Below are 16,750 nucleotides of genomic sequence, written 5' to 3'. Positions count from 1 at the left end.
TTGATGAAGTGGCGTGCAAAATATCCCTATTCTCTGCAATTACCTATCTCTTGGCAGCAATTAAAGCAAGGTGAGCGTTATTGTCAAGCCCTCAATAACTACTTTGCACCTTGGTTCGCCAAAGTTTACGGACAACATGTGTTGAGAATCGGCGGTTTGAGTGCGGAATTGGACTGGTACGCCCCGAATCAGCAGCATATTTTGCTTTATCCGGATTTTCCCGATGTCAAGCCGACCGCAGATGAAAGCCGTTCTGCAATTCAGGCTTCAATCACCCATTTGCCGTTTTATGAAAAAGCGCTTGATGCCTGTCTGCTCGCCAATACCCTGAATTTTGCGCAAGATCCGCACCAGTTGCTGCGTGAAGTGGCGCGCGTATTGAGCGATGACGGTTATCTGTTTATTTCGTTGTTCAATCCGTGTAGTTCGCTGCTGTGGAAACGCCATTTGGAAAAGAAAAGTACGGTCGGGCAACGCTGGCAAATGCGTAAATATCTGACCTGGCGCGTAATGGATTGGTTGGAGCTGTTGGAATTTGAAATTGTGCGGCATAACACGCTGGTAAAACCACTCGCGTTACCGCACTTTGGCACCGTCGGCGGACAACTGGCGGTGATTGTGGCACGCAAACGCACCATTCCGCTGTCGCTCAATCCGCAAAAGGTGCGCTTTAAAAATCCGATTTTTTCCCCCGCCAACGCCTTGAGCAATGCCGAAGCGAAAGTGCGGTCGGGTGATTAATCCGGTTGATAACCGGCGTCATCTTGGGTCGGATTTTCCGCGCCTTGCTTCGCCAGTTGATCAACCCGTTCGTTCTCCGTATGCCCGGCATGCCCTTTCACCCAGCGCCAATCGATTTGATGGCGTTGAATCGCCTGATCCAAGCGTTGCCATAAATCCTGATTTTTCACCGGTTTTTTATTGCTGGTTAGCCAATTATTGCGTGTCCAGTTGTGAATCCATTGGTTAATGCCGTTTTTCATATACTGGCTATCGCTCGACAACATGACCGCGCAATTTTCGGTCAAACTCTCCAACGCCGTGATCACCGCCAACAACTCCATGCGGTTATTGGTGGTTAAACGATAGCCCTGTGAAATGGTTTTCTCATGTTGTTTATAACGTAGCAACACCCCGATTCCGCCCGGCCCGGGATTGCCCAAACAAGATCCGTCGGTGTAAATTTCTATCTTTTTCATCATCTCTACTACACGCTTTAGCTAAATTGGTGCGATAATAACGTAATTTTTGTGAATGCTCTATAGCGGTTTTGATTCTGCCGTAATTCGATTATACTCACTTCAGATTATAAAGGAGGTTGTATGGAGTCTATCAATGCCAATCAGGCGCAAACCCATTTCAATCATATGCTGTTGAAAGTGCAAAACGATACGTTGCAAATCAATCAGGGCGGCAAAGCCGTAGCAGTGATGATGTCAATGGCGGAGTATGAAAATATCGAATGGTTAAAATTGCAGTTGCTACAACAACGGGCGCAGCAAGCCCAACATGATATATGCCATCAGCGTTTGATTTCGGGGGATGATTTTTTCAATGCGTTAAACAATGGCGAATATGACGATTAAAAAATATTCATTTCAACTTTCGGTTGCCGCAAAATCTGATCTGATTCATATTCGTCGCTATATACTCGAAAAATGGGGCAAATTACAAACCGAACAGTATCTGGCTGAAATGAAAGCAACGATGCAATTTTTAGTACAAAATCCCAATGCCGGAAAAGAGAGAAATGATGTTGGTGAAATGGTTTTCAGCTTCCCTTATAAAAGCCATATGATTTATTACATAAAAAAATCAACTGAGATTATCATTATTGCGGTGTTGCACCAAAAAATGTTGCCAAAAAATCATTTATCTTCCCATTTCAAATTTTAGGAATGCTATGTCAGAACTGATTACCCCGGAACGCCAAATTGTATTGGATACCGAAACCACAGGCATGAACCAGTTTGGTGCGCATTACGAAGGGCACTGTATTATTGAGATTGGTGCAGTGGAGATGATAAATCGCCGCTTAACCGGGCGCACCTTTCACGTTTATATCAAACCGAACCGTCCGGTGGATCCGGAGGCAATCAAAGTCCACGGAATTACCGATGAAATGTTGGCGGATAAGCCCTCTTTCGACGCGATTGCCGATGAATTTATCGAATTTATCCGCGGTGCCGAGCTGATTATCCATAATGCGCCGTTTGACGTCGGCTTTATCGATTATGAATTCGGCAAACTCGCCAAAACCAAAAACCTGAAAACCGCTGACATCAGCGTGGTGACCGACAGTCTGGCAATGGCGCGTAAGCTGTATCCCGGCAAGCGCAATAACCTGGATGCTTTATGTGATCGCTTGAATATTGACAACAGCAAGCGCACCTTGCACGGCGCATTACTCGATGCCGAAATTTTAGCCGATGTTTATCTGCAAATGACCGGCGGGCAAGTCAGTCTGTTTGGCGAAGAACACCATGATGATGACGCGCATATTGCCGGCGACAAGCGCGAAAATATCCGAACGGCTCATTTGCAACCGCACTTGGCACAATTTCGCACCATTGCGCCGGATGAAACCGAATTAGAAGCGCATTTAGAATACTTAAAGCTGATTAGTAAAAAAAGTAAAGACAACTGTTTTTGGCAAAAACGCACAGAAAACCATCTGCATTAAGCAACATTTGGCGTAATTCGTTTATGGATTAAGCAATCAAAAACAGTTTGGCAAAAAATGATTGACGAAAGGCGCACAGCCCTTTATCATGCGCCTCACCTAATCGCGGAGTGGTAGTTCAGCTGGTTAGAATACCTGCCTGTCACGCAGGGGGTCGCGGGTTCGAGTCCCGTCCATTCCGCCAACAAATTATATGATATTGTGTTTTACGATATCGACTTAGCCTCAAAATACACTGATATTTCAGTGCGGAGTGGTAGTTCAGCTGGTTAGAATACCTGCCTGTCACGCAGGGGGTCGCGGGTTCGAGTCCCGTCCATTCCGCCAATTTATTCAGCCCGATATGCAAATATCGGGTTTTTTATTGGGCTAAATTTGACGAGAAACACTAAAAGTGCGGTCAGCGCGATAACTTTCGCTATTCGTCACCCCGAAAATTCGGTATCATCTTGCACAATTTAAACACAATGAATAGCGCAAAAATATTCATTCATCGAGGTTTTTTATGACTCCTGCCCATACTCCTGTTGTCGCCCTGGTCGGTCGCCCTAACGTGGGTAAATCCACGCTGTTTAACCGCTTAACCCGCACCCGTGATGCCTTGGTTGCCGATTTTCCCGGTTTGACCCGTGATCGCAAATACGGACACGCACACATTGCCGGTTATGATTTTATCGTAATCGATACCGGCGGCATTGACGGCACCGAAGAAGGCGTCGAAGAAAAAATGGCGGAACAATCGCTGTTGGCGATTGAAGAAGCCGATGTCGTTTTGTTTATGGTTGACGCGCGCGCCGGCTTAATGCCGCCGGATATCGGCATTGCCAACTATCTGCGCCAACGGGAAAAAACCACTGTGGTGGTGGCAAACAAAACCGACGGCATTGACGCCGACTCCCATTGCGCCGAATTTTATCAACTGGGTTTAGGCGAGATTTCACAAATCGCAGCGGCACAAGGACGCGGCGTAACCCAATTAATCGAAGACGTACTAGCACCGTTTGCGGCACAATTGCAACAAAACGAAAACGACGATGAAAGTGCGGTTGAAGCCGATGAATGGGATCACGATTTTGATTTTAATAACGAAGAAGATACCGCACTTTTAGACAGCGCACTGGCGGAAGACGAAGAAGCGGAAGAAGAACAGCAAAAAAACATCAAAATCGCCATTGTCGGTCGCCCGAATGTCGGCAAATCCACCCTGACTAACCGTATTTTAGGCGAAGATCGCGTGGTGGTGTACGATTTGCCCGGCACCACCCGTGACAGTATTTATATCCCGATGGAGCGCGACGGACAGCACTATACCCTCATCGACACCGCCGGTGTGCGCAAGCGCGGCAAAGTGACTTTAGCCGTCGAAAAATTCTCGGTGATCAAAACCCTGCAAGCGATCCAAGATGCCAATGTGGTATTGCTGACGATTGACGCACGCGAAGGGATTTCCGACCAAGATTTATCTCTACTCGGCTTTATTCTGAATGCCGGTCGCTCGTTGGTGATCGTGGTCAATAAATGGGACGGCTTGAGCCAAGATATTAAGGATCAGGTGAAGTCCGAATTGGATCGCCGTTTGGATTTTATTGATTTTGCGCGCATTCATTTTATCTCGGCCCTACACGGCAGCGGGGTCGGCAATCTGTTTGATTCGGTGCAGGAAGCCTACGAATGCGCCACCAAACGTTTCTCCACTTCAATGTTGACGCGTATTTTGCAAATGGCGACCGACGAACACCAACCGCCATTGGCAGCCGGCAGACGGATTAAACTGAAATACGCCCACCCGGGCGGACACAATCCGCCGATTATCGTGATCCACGGTAACCAGCTGGATAAGCTGGCGGATTCGTATAAACGCTATCTGTCCAATTATTACCGTCGCAGCCTGAAAATTATCGGCACTCCGATTCGGATTCAATTCCAAGAAGGCAACAACCCGTTTGCCGGACGGCGCAACACTTTAACGCCGAACCAGTTGCGTAAGCGCAAACGGTTGATGAAATTTATCAAAAAATCAAAAAGATAAGACTTTCTGATACCCATTAGTTCAATTTCCCTCTCCGCTTGCGCAGGGAGGGTTACAAGGACAGCAAATGCAAAACGGATTTCTCGATTCCATTCTCTTTTCTATTGCGGTTACCTTGCCGAATATCCTCATGTTGTTACTCGGTATCTATCTGAAAAAAATCCGGATGATCAACGACCAATTCAGCAATCAAGGCGCAAAATTGGTGTTTAACATCACCCTGCCGGCACTGTTGTTTCTGAGTATCATCAAAAATCCAACGGACTATGGCGCCCAAATCACCCTTGTCGGTCTCGGCACGCTTAGCACGTTGGTTTTATTTTTGCTTGCCGAATGGTTTGCGCTACGTTATGTCAAAGAGAAAAGAGAACGCGGTACTTTTGTACAAGGCGTGTTCCGCGCGAATAGCGGCATTATCGGGCTGTCGTTATGTGCGAATGCCTACGGCTCGGCAGGTTTGGCAATCGCTTCCGTTTATACCGCTATGATCACCTTATTATTCAATGTATTGGCAGTTATTACGCTCAGCCGTTCCCTCGCTGAAGGAGGCAAAGCCAATCTAACTTATATTTTCAAACAACTGTTAAAAAATCCATTGATTATTGCGATTGTCTGCGCACTATTATTTAGCAATCTCGGCTTTACTTTGCCCGACACCTTGATCAGCACCGGCGACTATCTTGCCAATATGACATTGCCGTTAGCCCTGCTCTGCGCCGGCGCCAGTTTGAATTTGAGAAACATGGACAGCTCCTCAACCGTCGCCATCCAAGCCAGTATCGGCAGGGTGCTGTTAGCCCCTTTGGTGATGGTGCTGATTGCGCGTGCTTTCGGTTTACACGGCATGGAGCTAGGCATTCTGTTTTTAATGAGCGCCACCCCGACCGCCGCTGCCAGCTACGCAATGGTACACAGTATGGGCGGTAATGCCAAAACCGCCGCCAACATTATCGGTATCACCACGTTTGCGGCGATGTTCGGCTCATCTCTCGGCATTGTGATCTTAAAACAATTGCACTGGATGTAAACCGCACTTGCTTAACGACAAGCGGCAAACAGATCTTGTTGCGCTTGATATACTTCTGTTTTAATCTCCATCAAACCTAACACGGAATGGAAATAATTGTCGTGGGAATAGGCATTGCTGTCGGCTTGTTGCTGCAAGCATTGCGTATTCAAACCGGTTTGTTGTTTCCAGCCGTCGGAAGCCCAGAAAATCATCGGCACTCGGGTTTGTTCTTTCGGGGCAATCGAATACGGCGCACCGTGTAAGTACATTCCGCTTTCGCCTAAGGATTCGCCGTGATCGGAAACATAGTAAAGTGCGGTATTCCATTCGCTATGTTGCTGAAGTTTAGCAATAATCCGATCCAAAAACTGATCAATATACAATACGCCGTTGTCATAGCTGTTCACCAGCTGTTCTTGGCTGCACTTGGCAATATCCTGCGTATCGCAACTCGGAATAAAGCGGTGATATTCTTCGCTATAACGTTCCGAATAAGTCGGACCGTGGTTGCCCATGGTATGCAGTGCAATCACCAGGTCTTTACTCGGATCTGCACTGATCTGCCGTTCAAAATTGTATAGCAGAATATTATCCAAACATTCCCCGTTGCGGCAAAACTCCGGCAATTGCAATGCGCTGACATTTTCATTCGGCACGCGATCACACACATATTTACAGCCGCTGTCATTATCCAACCACAGCACATTTGCGCCGCTGCGTTGAATCAAATCCAACACGCTATCCTGCTTTTGTGCCACTGAACCGTTGTAATGATCACGATCCATCACGGAAAACATACAAGGCAATGAAAGTGCGGTTGCCGTGCCGCAGCTGCTGACATTCGGAAAGTTCACCACCGCTGTCCCGCGCGCCGCCAATTTAGGCGTGGTTTGGCGCTGGTAGCCGTTCAAGCCCCAATTCTGCGCACGGGTGGTTTCTCCGGGCACTAGCACCAACACCCGCCGTCTTTGTCCGTCTGCTTTCACTTGTTTGGCATCTAAGCCAATCCGTTCAAACGGACGGTTTGCTTGACGCACACGTTTTACTTCATTCACACCGGCGCCGATAAAATTACTCGGTACAATCAAATTAACCGTTTGTTTATTATTGCGCACAAAAAAAGCATAATCCTGATAATAAACTTTAGCGATCCCAGCTATTACCACCAGCGAAAGGAGAATCATCAAAGCACGCAGCGCAATTTCTTTATGCCAAGTGCGGTATCGTACTTTTACACCTAAATACAGCAATGCCGGCAAGACACCAAACACGGCAATCCACAGCAAATAGGGCAACGTAATCAATTTGCCGGCTTCGGTCGAAGTGGTCTGCAACACGTTTTCCAACATGTTGGTATCAAAATAGACATTATAAAACAAAGTATTATAGCCAATTGCCGCACTGGTAATCAGCAATAACGGCATGATGATTTTATGTAGGTAAGGCAATGCCAATAATTGATACACTGCATTTAAGGTAAAAAAGATAAATAACGGAATAGTCAATAAAAAGTAGTCATAGCTTGCGCCGGTAAACGGGTGCGCGGTCAATATGGCACGGTAAAACGCATAATTCAGTATCAAAGTGAAATAAAGCGCGACATAGGCTTGCAATTTGCTACTGGTTAATGAAAAGTGCGGTAGAAATTTGGGGAATTTCACAAATATGTCCTCTGTATCCTTCAAGATTCAATGCCACAATACAGAAGAAAAATTAGCTAAAAATTAGGGTGCCTGTAGCGATGGGTACGGTAACCGGATTTTCACACTTAATCCATGTGCAAAGCGGATTGTATCTGCCAAGATCAGCCTCCCTCGATAGCGTTTGACAATATTATCCGCAATCGCCAATCCCAAGCCGGTACCTTGTTCTCCGCTGCCAAGGATACGGTAAAACGGCTCTAGCACCCGTTCCCGCTCCGATTCGGCGATCCCGACGCCGTTATCATCAACACTCAGGATCACCGCACTTGCGCCTTGCTGCAAATCCAAATCAATCTGCCCGCCAATCGGGGTATAACGAATGGCATTTTCGCATAAGATTTTTATCAACAAATAAAGTTCGTCTTCATTGGCTAAAATATGACAATCCGTTTTACTGACTACGCCGATATCTTGCCGTTTTGCGTCGGCTAAGGGTAATAAATCGGTCAAGACCCGGCGATAAACCGCTAACAGCGACACTATCCGGCGTGTAGGTTCAATGTGTTCCGCTTGCACCCTTGCCAACAATAACAGTTGTTCTAACAAATGGCGAACCCGTACGACACTTCGGCTAATCCCGCTTAACTGTGTTTCTGCGGCTTCGGGAAGGGTATTTTGCTGTAAGAACCGCTCCAATTGTAATGAAAGTGCGGTCATCGGGCTGCGCAGCTCATGCGCGGCATCGGCAATAAAGCGCTGTTGCTGGCGTACACTGCGATCAACTTTGCTGAATAAGTGATTGATCGATTGTACAAAAGCGTGGATCTCGGTCGGGATATTGTCTTCATCAAGTGCGGTCAAATCACTTTCGCTCCTTTGTTTAACCTGTTCGGACAGCTGATTAATCGGGCGTAAACTACGCTGTACCACCCATGCCGCCAACGGTAACATCAATAAAATAAACAGCAGCATTGGCGCCGTTCCCAGCCCGGCAGCATAAGCGGCGATTTCATCACGAAATTCTTCTTCATCGAACAACACCGCCACCGGTTGTGTTTGCTCGTGCTTAATGTACGCCCGATAATGCCGTCCCTGTAGCGTCAGGCTATGCAAACCGTCGGCATAAGAAGCTAAATTAGGGATAAAATAGGGTTTATCCGGTGGCGTCAGCACATTATGCACAAAAATCTGATTATCACGATTATTCAGCGCAACTTCGCTCACCGGCGTATCCGCACCGATAAATAGCGCACTTTGCTGCAAAATATCGTCTTGCAGGCGGTAAGCGAATTTAAAGGAAGCATAAAAAATGAAAAGTGCGGTCAGCAACGCTGCCGTGACGGAGAGAAGGGTTAAGCTGAGAATCAATTTACGCCGAATCGAATTTTTCATACTACATCTCTTATGTTACTGCGTCGACGTTCCTTTCGGAATCGTCCAACCGGCGCCGCGAATATTGCGAATACTCTGCTTGCCCAGTTTTTTACGCAAGGCGTGGATCAGATAATCGACCGCATTACTTTCCACTTCTTCGCCCCAAGGGTACAATTTATCTTCTAATTCCGCTCTGGAATAGATTTTACCGGGGTGTTGTAACAAAGTTTGTAGCAAAGCAAATTCTTTTTGTGTTAGTGCAATGCCGTTAGGATGTTCGGCTAAAAAAACCTGATGACTATCATCATCCAAGGTGAGATAGCCGTTGCTTAGACGGCGTTTTCCCTGTTGATTTTTACGCCGTACAACCGCACGCAAACGCGCCAGCAGCTCAGCCATATCAAACGGTTTCACCAGATAATCGTCTGCGCCGCCATCCAAGCCACCGATACGACTCGGCAAATCGTCCCGCGCGGTCACAATCAGCACCGCCATCTGCTCATTTTGCTGTCGCAGTTCGTTCAGCAGCTGCAAACCGTCTTTTTTGGGCAAGCCCAAATCCAGCAGCAAAATATCGTATGTTTGGATTTGCAGCGCAACCCATGCCGCCTGCCCGTCTTGCACCCAATCCACTGCATATGCCGCATCTTTCAAACTGGCTTTCAGCACTTCGCCGATCATATTGTCGTCTTCAACCAGTAAAATACGCATAATACTTACTTTTGTTGCGGATATTCGGCGATTGTCACCGGTAAGGTCAGCACTTGTCCTAACCGTTCGACCTGCACTTCAACCCGTGTTCCCGGGCGGGTATCGGCGATAATTTGCAACAGTTCGGTCGGCGAATTGACCGCATTGCCATTAAATTGAACAATCAGATCCCCTTGTTTGATTCCGGCTTCAGCCGCCGGACCATTTTCAGCAACGGCGGTCACCAGTACGCCGCGCTGATTGAGCCCCAGCTGATCTTCATTATTATAGAAAATTTGGCTTTCTACCCCGAAATAGCCGCGAATGACTCGTCCGTCTTGAATGATTTTTTTCAACACCTCATTGGCAATATCAATCGGAATGGCAAAACTTAAGCCTTCGGCAATTTCAGCACTATCTTTGCCGATACTCAGCGTATTGATACCAATCAGCTCTCCGGCGGTATTAATCAGTGCGCCACCGGAATTGCCGCGATTAATCGAAGCGTCGGTTTGGATAAAATTTTGCCGCCCGATTTCACCCAAGGCACTGCGTCCCAGTGCGCTGATAATCCCTTGGCTGACACTTTGCCCTAAGTTATAAGGATTGCCAATCGCCAACGCCACATCGCCGACATAAACCCGACGGTTGTTATTTTGTGGAATCGTCGGCAAATTATCCGCCTGAATTTTTAACACAGCTAAATCGGTCAGGCTATCGGAGCCGATTAAAGTTGCTTGGTACAGCTGCCCCGTTTGCAATGCCACCACAATTTGATCCGCATTATTAATCACATGCCGGTTAGTCAGAATATAGCCGTCAGCCCGCATAATCACGCCGGAACCCAAATTATTGACACGCAATTCATGGTTATCACCAAGATTATTCGTGCCTTGCAGCGCTTGATTATAAACATTAACCACCGCCGGCGCGGCAATGCGTACCGCACTGGCATAAGAAATGATTTGTAATGAATCGTCACCCGCAAACCATGTTTTCTTCCCTTGCCATAGCGGGGCTAATGCCAATACGAATGCGGCGGCACATAATCCGATTAACGCGGATTGTAGAATTTTTTTTAACATACCGTCTCTCCGCTTTCGGCCAAATCAGGGCGATAAACCATTTTAAAGTCCTCGCCGACCCGTGCCGTGGCAACCAATTTCCACTGCGGCGCATCAGCAAGACAGTGCAAATCCGGCAAATGGCATAAACCACGCGCCTGATCGCCGAGTAATTTCGGGGCAATATACACAATCAGTTCATCGACTAAGCCGGCACTGATTAGCGAACCTGCCAGATTTGCGCCGGCTTCAATCCATAACGTGTTGATTTCACGCTTGCCTAATTCATCCATCAAAGCGGTCAATTGGTGAGCGGAAGAATTCAGTTCAAGCGCCTCGACAAAATCCGGAAAAGATGACAAATCCCGTATCTGGTTCGCGTTACCCACCAACCAAACCGCACTTTCGATACTGAATAATTTATGATAAGCACGAATCCGATGCTTAGAGTCCATAATAATCCGTACCGGTTGGCGTAATTTTTGTTCAGGATACACGGCTTGAATCGTCGGCGGCAATTGCTGCCAACGCACATTTAATAACGGATCATCAACCAACACCGTGCCACTGGCGGATAAAATCGCACTCGCCGCAGCCCGGTAATCCTGCACTTCCGCCCGTGCCGCTTCGCCGGTGATCCACTTACTTTCACCTGAAGCGGTTGCGGTTTTACCGTCAATCGTCATTGCCATTTTCAATTGTACGAATGGACGTCCGGTTCTCATTCTTTTTAGGAAGCCTTTATTCAGCTCCTCTGCTTCTTGTTCCAACAAACCGACTTCGACTGTAATCCCCGCTTCCTGCAATAAAGTGATCCCTTTGCCTGCAACGAGGGGATTCGGATCCCGCATTGCAACCACAACTCTTTTGATACCATTCTCAATAATTTTATGTGAACAGGGCGGTGTTCTGCCAAAATGAGAACAGGGTTCCAAAGTGACATACAATGTTGCGCCGACCGCACTTTGCCTATTCACTTCACATTGCTGAAAAGCATTGGCTTCCGCATGCCCCTGTCCGGCTTTCTGGTGATAACCTTCGCCGATAATCTGACCATCTTTCACAATCACACAGCCAACCCGAGGATTCGGATCAACCGTCCAACGCCCTAATGTCGCCAGTGCCACTGCACGTTGCATAAAACCGCGATCTTGTTCTGAAAATACTGTCATTCTTGATCCTTAATTCTGCTCTTTCACAATCGCTTCATCAGTTAATTTTTCGATTTCATCGCCGAATTGTTTAATATCATCAAAACTTAAATAGACCGAAGCAAAACGAATGTAGCCAACTTTATCTAATTGTTTTAATTCTTCCATGACCAAAGTACCCACTAATTTGCTCGGTACCTCACGTTCTCCGGTGGCTTGTAACTGATGAATAATATGGCTGATTGATTTTTCAATATCATCCGCACTAACCGGGCGTTTTTCCAACGCACGCTGCATGCCCGAGCGCAGTTTTTTTTCGTCAAATGGTACGCGGTTGCCGTTGCTTTTGATAATTTTAGGAGTCACCAGTTCCGCGGTTTCAAAGGTGGTAAAACGTTCGCGACACTGCGTACACTCTCGCCGCCGCCGCACTTGATAGCCATCGGCAACCAAGCGGGAATCAATCACTTTGGTATCTTCAGTGGAACAAAAAGGACAATGCATAAATTCCTCCCTTATTTGCGATATGGAGTTTAATTGCCCACCATATAACGGCTAACTAATTAAATCCAGAGAATAATTGGCTATTATAATTATTCGTAAAATATTTGTCCGTATTTTCTCATGCATTTATGATCAGAAAAGTAAAGCTAACCGCACTTGCACTCTATCCGCCAACGCTCCCTAATCCTTTTTCCGCCCAAACGCAAAAAACCCTTCGCATGACTGCAAAGGGCTTTTGTTCTCTCTATTCAATAATATCCGGCGGTGTCCTACTCTCACATGGGGAGACCCCACACTACCATCGGCGTTACGGCATTTCACTTCTGAGTTCGGCATGGGGTCAGGTGGTGCTACCGCACTATCGCCGCCGGAATAATTCGGCTTGATTGTTTTTGCTTCTTCTTACTTTGTTTTGTTCTCTATTTTTTATTCTTTCAGCGTTTCTTTCGCTGTTATTCCTATTCGGTCACAAGCTATTACTGATTCAAACTCCTCGAGCCCTACTCGAGCTTCTGACTTCGCTCTTTCGTCTCTTGTCTTTTCTTACAACTTTCTCTCGGCTTTTGGGTAAAACCCTTGAGCGTTGTATGGTTAAGCCTCTCGGGCAATTAGTACGGGTTAGCTCAATGTATCACTACACTTACACACCCCGCCTATCTACGTCTTCGTCTTAAACAACCCTTACACACTCTAAGTGTGGGAAAACTCATCTCAAGGCAAGTTTCGTGCTTAGATGCTTTCAGCACTTATCTCTCCCGCACATAGCTACCCCGCAATGCTTCTGGCGAAACAACGGGAACACCAGCGGTGCGTCCACTCCGGTCCTCTCGTACTAGGAGCAGCCCCTTTCAATTTTCCAACGCCCACGGCAGATAGGGACCGAACTGTCTCACGACGTTCTAAACCCAGCTCGCGTACCACTTTAAATGGCGAACAGCCATACCCTTGGGACCTACTTCAGCCCCAGGATGTGATGAGCCGACATCGAGGTGCCAAACACCGCCGTCGATATGAACTCTTGGGCGGTATCAGCCTGTTATCCCCGGAGTACCTTTTATCCGTTGAGCGATGGCCCTTCCATTCAGAACCACCGGATCACTATGACCTGCTTTCGCACCTGCTCGACATGTCCGTCTCGCAGTCAAGCTTGCTTATACCATTGTACTAACCTCACGATGTCCGACCGTGATTAGCAAACCTTCGTACTCCTCCGTTACGCTTTGGGAGGAGACCGCCCCAGTCAAACTACCCACCAGACACTGTCCACGACCGCGTGCCGCAGTCTGTGTTAGAACATCAAACCTTAAAGGGTGGTATTTCAACAACGACTCCGTATTAACTGGCGTTAATACTTCTCTGTCTCCCACCTATCCTACACATCAAAATTCAATGTTCAGTGTCAAGCTATAGTAAAGGTTCACGGGGTCTTTCCGTCTAGCCGCGGGTACACCGCATCTTCACGGCGATTTCAATTTCACTGAGTCTCGGGTGGAGACAGCCTGGCCATCATTACGCCATTCGTGCAGGTCGGAACTTACCCGACAAGGAATTTCGCTACCTTAGGACCGTTATAGTTACGGCCGCCGTTTACTGGGGCTTCGATCAAATGCTCTCACATCATCAATTAACCTTCCAGCACCGGGCAGGCGTCACACCCTATACGTCCACTTTCGTGTTTGCAGAGTGCTGTGTTTTTAATAAACAGTTGCAGCCAGCTGGTCACTTCGACTGACTTCACCTCCATCCGCAACGGACTTCAATTACCGTCAGCGCACCTTCTCCCGAAGTTACGGTGCTATTTTGCCTAGTTCCTTCACCCGAGTTCTCTCAAGCGCCTGAGTATTCTCTACCTGACCACCTGTGTCGGTTTTCAGTACGGTTTATGATAAGATAAGCTTAGCGGCTTTTCCTGGAAGTGTGGTATCGGTTACTTCGACTCCGTGGAGTCTCCCCGTCACGCCTCTGATATAAATGACCGGATTTGCCTAATCATCCATCCTACACGCTTGGACCGGGACTTCCGTCACCCGGATAACCTAACCTGCTCCGTCCCCACATCGCTCTTATCACAAGTACGGGAATATTAACCCGTTTCCCATCGACTACGCTCTTCAGCCTCGCCTTAGGGGCCGACTCACCCTGCCCCGATTAACGTTGGACAGGAACCCTTGGTCTTCCGGCGAGGGGGTTTTTCACCCCCTTTATCGTTACTTATGTCAGCATTCGCACTTGTGATACGTCCAGCAGCCCTCTCGAGCCACCTTCTTCCGCTTACACAACGCTCCCCTACCCAATCAGATGACAGATTTCAGACGTCAGGTTTCGGTGTTTTACCAAAACCTTGTAACATCTTCGCAATTTCTTCGTATTCATTACGCCATCTTTGCCAATCTTGTTCATCTGCATATTTCAAGTCATAACAGTATCTTAACCAAACTCGCATTTCATCAGCACTGCCTATTGCCATGCTAAGAAATCGATTTAAATCCGCTTTAGTACGTTGCCTTGCAAAACCTTCGGCTAAATTTGCACAAATGCTTTTGCTTGCCCGTCTAACTTGGTCTCCTAACGCATATTGCTCTACCTTAGGAAAATCCAAGCTCGCTTGATGAATTTCCAACGACACTTTATAAGCGCGTTGAAACACCTTCAAATCTTCAAACTTGATTGCCATACTGTCTCCTGACATCTGAAATCTGTCATCTGAATGCCGCAGCTTCGGTGCTATGTTTTAGCCCCGTTACATCTTCCGCGCAGGCCGACTCGACTAGTGAGCTATTACGCTTTCTTTAAATGATGGCTGCTTCTAAGCCAACATCCTAGCTGTCTAAGCCTTCCCACTTCGTTTCCCACTTAACATAGACTTTGGGACCTTAGCTGGCGGTCTGGGTTGTTTCCCTCTTCACGACGAACGTTAGCACCCGCCGTGTGTCTCCTAGATATTACTCTTCGGTATTCGCAGTTTGCATCGGGTTGGTAAGTCGGGATGACCCCCTAGCCGAAACAGTGCTCTACCCCCGAAGGTATTCGTCTAAGGCTCTACCTAAATAGATTTCGGGGAGAACCAGCTATCTCCCGGTTTGATTGGCCTTTCACCCCCAGCCACAAGTCATCCGCTACTTTTTCAACAGTAGTCGGTTCGGTCCTCCAGTTAGTGTTACCCAACCTTCAACCTGCCCATGGCTAGATCACCGGGTTTCGGGTCTATATCGTGCAACTCTTCGCCCAGTTAAGACTCGGTTTCCCTTCGGCTCCCCTATTCGGTTAACCTCGCTACACAATATAAGTCGCTGACCCATTATACAAAAGGTACGCAGTCACCCCATTAAAGAGGCTCCCACTGCTTGTACGTACAGGGTTTCAGGTTCTATTTCACTCCCTTCACCAGGGTTCTTTTCGCCTTTCCCTCACGGTACTGGTTCACTATCGGTCAGTCAGGAGTATTTAGCCTTGGAGGATGGTCCCCCCATCTTCAAACAGGATTTCTCGTGTCCCGCCCTACTTGCTGTTAGCTTAGTACCGTAACTGTGCCTTCGGATACGGGATTATCACCCTCTGCGATTGTGCTTCCCAACACATTCTCCTAACTCACTTACTATCACTAACGGCTTCTCCGTGTTCGCTCGCCGCTACTTACGGAATCTCAATTGATTTCTTTTCCTCGGGGTACTGAGATGTTTCAGTTCTCCCGGTTCGCCTTGTTAACCTATGGATTCAGTTAACAATAGTAGATTCTTCATCTACTGGGTTTCCCCATTCGGATATCGTGGAGTGATAGCGCTTCTTATCAACTCCTCCACGCTTTTCGCAGATTAGCACGTCCTTCTTCGCCTCTGACTGCCTAGGCATCCACCCTGCACGCTTAGTCACTTAACCATACAACCTCAAGAATTTTTATACCGCACTTTCATTTCAACTAACCACTTTCGTGCCCGTTTCGTTCAGTCCGCTTTCCATTCCCAAAGCCGTCTTCCATTGACTCGTGCGTAAGTTTCCCTACGCTGACCTGCTCAGTGCCTTTTCTCACCAAACAAGCCCAATTCGATTCTCGATTGCTCGATTTTCGAATACTCAGCTCTTACGTCCTCTCGAACGCTTGAGCTCTCTTCAGTTTTTAGCTTGTGTCCAAATTTTTAAAGAACAAATCGGTTTTTCAACCAATACTCAATCCTCTTAACCGCACTTTAGGTTTTTTAATCCCTCATAAAGCGTTGGCTAAGAAAACTCACTATTAATCAATAAACCCTTATCACCGATACTTCAGTCATGAATGACTTCGTCGTGACAAGTTAAAGCGTGGTGGAGCTAAGCGGGATCGAACCGCTGACCTCCTGCGTGCAAAGCAGGCGCTCTCCCAGCTGAGCTATAGCCCCTTTCTTTTTTCCCGTATTTAGCTAGTCCTAATTGCTAGTCCTAGAAACTTCAGCCAAGGATTTTAGCAAAATCAGATTGAAATCAAGCAGCGCAGTGTGCGAACAGCACATGAGCATCGCAGATATTCAAGATGATGAAGCTAAAAGCCAATTCGCTTATTCAAAAGCGATTTGAGGTGAGAAACGCAGTATGCGCGAGCATATGAGTATCGCAACCCTCAAAGCGGTGC

Annotated in this window: 13 protein-coding genes, 3 tRNA genes and 2 rRNA genes; 8 read left to right on the top strand and 10 right to left on the bottom strand. The window is 47.3% G+C overall.

Annotated elements, in window-relative coordinates:
• The first annotated feature begins 3 nt into the window (after window positions 1–3).
• The gene (locus ACWA50_RS08410; RefSeq protein ID WP_431051542.1) at window positions 4–741 is read left to right on the top strand and encodes a class I SAM-dependent methyltransferase; all 738 of its coding nucleotides are present in this window, start codon (window positions 4–6) and stop codon (window positions 739–741) included.
• Here the strand turns inward: ACWA50_RS08410 and rnhA are convergent.
• Window positions 738–1,202, bottom strand: coding sequence for a ribonuclease HI (rnhA, locus tag ACWA50_RS08405; RefSeq protein ID WP_431051540.1), 465 nt, complete (start codon window positions 1,200–1,202; stop codon window positions 738–740). The two genes, ACWA50_RS08410 and rnhA, sit on opposite strands and share 4 nt — an antisense overlap.
• A gap of 120 nt (window positions 1,203–1,322) precedes the next feature.
• Here rnhA and ACWA50_RS08400 point away from each other — a divergent pair, with 120 nt between their 5' ends.
• The 7 genes from ACWA50_RS08400 to ACWA50_RS08370 all read left to right on the top strand — a co-directional run bounded on the left by ACWA50_RS08400 (window position 1,323) and on the right by ACWA50_RS08370 (window position 5,739).
• Entirely contained in the window at window positions 1,323–1,586 is a 264-nt protein-coding gene (locus tag ACWA50_RS08400; protein WP_431051538.1) for a type II toxin-antitoxin system Phd/YefM family antitoxin, read from the top strand.
• Entirely contained in the window at window positions 1,576–1,896 is a 321-nt protein-coding gene (locus ACWA50_RS08395; protein ID WP_431051536.1) for a type II toxin-antitoxin system RelE/ParE family toxin, read from the top strand. The genes ACWA50_RS08400 and ACWA50_RS08395 overlap by 11 nt, the downstream gene beginning before the upstream one ends.
• Window positions 1,897–1,903: 7 nt before the next feature.
• Window positions 1,904–2,683 (top strand): DNA polymerase III subunit epsilon, encoded by a 780-nt coding sequence (gene dnaQ, locus ACWA50_RS08390; RefSeq protein WP_431051534.1) that lies wholly within the window; start codon window positions 1,904–1,906, stop codon window positions 2,681–2,683.
• Between the two features lie 107 nt (window positions 2,684–2,790).
• Window positions 2,791–2,867 (top strand) — tRNA-Asp (locus ACWA50_RS08385).
• Window positions 2,868–2,933: 66 nt separating this feature from the next.
• Window positions 2,934–3,010: transfer RNA gene (locus ACWA50_RS08380), tRNA-Asp, on the top strand.
• Window positions 3,011–3,188: 178 nt separating this feature from the next.
• The gene (der, locus tag ACWA50_RS08375) at window positions 3,189–4,712 is read left to right on the top strand and encodes a ribosome biogenesis GTPase Der (RefSeq protein WP_431051532.1); all 1,524 of its coding nucleotides are present in this window, start codon (window positions 3,189–3,191) and stop codon (window positions 4,710–4,712) included.
• 67 nt (window positions 4,713–4,779) lie between these two features.
• Window positions 4,780–5,739, top strand: coding sequence for an AEC family transporter (locus ACWA50_RS08370; RefSeq protein ID WP_431051530.1), 960 nt, complete (start codon window positions 4,780–4,782; stop codon window positions 5,737–5,739).
• 11 nt (window positions 5,740–5,750) lie between these two features.
• Here ACWA50_RS08370 and ACWA50_RS08365 read toward each other — a convergent pair whose 3' ends face one another.
• From ACWA50_RS08365 to ACWA50_RS08325, 9 genes are all read right to left on the bottom strand, one after another.
• A complete protein-coding gene (locus ACWA50_RS08365) occupies window positions 5,751–7,382 on the bottom strand; it encodes a phosphoethanolamine transferase (RefSeq protein WP_431051528.1) in 1,632 nt (543 codons plus the stop codon).
• 63 nt (window positions 7,383–7,445) lie between these two features.
• Window positions 7,446–8,756 carry a sensor histidine kinase gene (locus tag ACWA50_RS08360; protein WP_431051526.1) on the bottom strand — a complete coding sequence of 437 codons (1,311 nt, stop codon included), beginning with the start codon at window positions 8,754–8,756 and terminating at the stop codon, window positions 7,446–7,448.
• 15 nt (window positions 8,757–8,771) lie between these two features.
• Entirely contained in the window at window positions 8,772–9,449 is a 678-nt protein-coding gene (locus tag ACWA50_RS08355; RefSeq protein WP_431051524.1) for a response regulator, read from the bottom strand.
• A gap of 5 nt (window positions 9,450–9,454) precedes the next feature.
• Window positions 9,455–10,513: an outer membrane-stress sensor serine endopeptidase DegS gene (gene degS / locus ACWA50_RS08350; RefSeq protein WP_431051522.1), complete on the bottom strand. Its 1,059-nt coding sequence runs from the start codon at window positions 10,511–10,513 to the stop codon at window positions 9,455–9,457.
• Window positions 10,507–11,664 (bottom strand): bifunctional diaminohydroxyphosphoribosylaminopyrimidine deaminase/5-amino-6-(5-phosphoribosylamino)uracil reductase RibD, encoded by a 1,158-nt coding sequence (ribD, locus tag ACWA50_RS08345; protein WP_431051520.1) that lies wholly within the window; start codon window positions 11,662–11,664, stop codon window positions 10,507–10,509. The genes degS and ribD overlap by 7 nt, the downstream gene beginning before the upstream one ends.
• Before the next feature lie 9 nt (window positions 11,665–11,673).
• Complete coding sequence (gene nrdR / locus ACWA50_RS08340; RefSeq protein ID WP_431051518.1) at window positions 11,674–12,147, bottom strand: transcriptional regulator NrdR; 474 nt, start codon at window positions 12,145–12,147, stop codon at window positions 11,674–11,676.
• A gap of 256 nt (window positions 12,148–12,403) precedes the next feature.
• Window positions 12,404–12,519: ribosomal RNA gene (gene rrf, locus ACWA50_RS08335) — 5S ribosomal RNA — on the bottom strand.
• Window positions 12,520–12,734: 215 nt separating this feature from the next.
• Window positions 12,735–16,023, bottom strand: a 23S ribosomal RNA gene (locus ACWA50_RS08330).
• A gap of 421 nt (window positions 16,024–16,444) precedes the next feature.
• Window positions 16,445–16,520, bottom strand: a tRNA-Ala gene (locus tag ACWA50_RS08325).
• Window positions 16,521–16,750 lie beyond the last annotated feature (230 nt).

This window comes from Testudinibacter sp. P17/SS/0325 (assembly GCF_053570765.1).
Note: the sequence above shows the minus strand (reverse complement) of the source record. Positions and strands in the feature narration are given on the sequence as shown.